Source organism: Dellaglioa carnosa (assembly GCF_026948345.1).
Classification (GTDB): Bacteria; Bacillota; Bacilli; order Lactobacillales; family Lactobacillaceae; genus Dellaglioa; species Dellaglioa algida.
The window spans coordinates 1-1,257 of sequence record NZ_JANXLI010000014.1 but is presented as its reverse complement, the minus strand read 5'-3'; the positions used below and the strand labels follow the sequence as shown (position 1 = coordinate 1,257).

The 1,257-nt window shown below is 35.8% G+C and carries 1 protein-coding gene and 1 pseudogene; both read left to right on the top strand.

The genetic code is table 11. From position 1 onward, the window contains the following. A pseudogene (locus tag N0K80_RS07795) lies at window positions 1-517 on the top strand (GW dipeptide domain-containing protein); the annotation flags it as partial. Between the two features lie 39 nt (window positions 518-556). Next, a partial coding sequence (locus N0K80_RS07790; RefSeq protein ID WP_269026248.1) for a peptidoglycan recognition protein family protein occupies window positions 557-1,257 on the top strand: 701 nt, incomplete at its 3' end.

The following is a 1,257-nucleotide window of genomic DNA, read 5'->3' as shown; positions in this document are numbered from 1 at the left end:
AAGTAGTTATTCAAAAGTATCATACCGAGATGGAACTGGATCAGAGACGGCTAAGGTTGTAGGAAATGGTTATAATCTATATAACCACGTTTCAAATACAGTGGGAAGCGCGTCAAAAGGATCAGCTTCACAATTGGCAGGAAAAGAAGTATATATGGATTGTACAGCCAATAAAGATAACCAATCAACTTGGTATCGAATTCGGGTAGCCGGTTCAAATACGAAGTATTGGGTAGATGGAAGAGCATTACAACTCAGAAAGATTGACTATGTTGCACTACCGGAAACAACGACGGCGACATTTAATGGGAGATCATCTAATTTACGTAGTCATGTTTATAATTCAGATTGGTTATCATTAAATATAGGTAATGCACAAACGTACAAGAATCAAACATTTAAAACTAATTCTAAAGCCATTATTTATGATTACAACGGTAATCAAATGGTAATGTATCGAGTTATGGTTGGTAACGGAAGTTTCTGGGCATTTGAAAGTGCACTAACGATTAAATAACAGATATAAATGATAGATGGGGAGAATATGGGGAGAATAATGAGAAAAAAAATAGTAATAAGTCTTTCAGTTATTTTAGGGATAACAGTCGGAGGCCTGCTTATATCGGATAATCAAAAAAATATATCAGCATCTAAAGTAAACGACTATATCCATTCTAAAAATATTCAAAGTAGCGGAATAAGTTTTCCAATATGGAGCGGTTTTCCAACTGACGATATGGGATATAGAAAAGGTAAGAATCATCCAGAAGGTGTTGTTGTTCATGAAACGGCTAATCCTAATTCAACGATTAATAATGAAATTGCATATATGAAGTCTAACTATGAGAATGCATTTGTACATACATTTGTAGATAACAGCCATATTATTAATATCGCGGATACAAATAATATGAGTTGGGGATCTGGCCCTAAAGGTAACGCACGATTTGTTCAATTTGAACAAGTAGAAGTGAAAAGTAAAGATGCGTTTGCGAGGGAAATTAAGAACGCCGCTTACTATACCGCATACGTTTTAAATCATTATAAATTAAAACCGGTATTGGCAACAGGCGGTAACAGAGGTAATGGAGCAACTGTGTGGTCCCATGGCGATGTAACTAGATACTTAGGGGGTACAGACCATACCGATCCGGATGGTTATTATGCATCAGCCGGTAAAAAATGGTTCGGGCAAGCATACACGATGACTGATTTATTTAAATTAGTTCAAGAAGAGTACAATAAAATGCAAGTTCA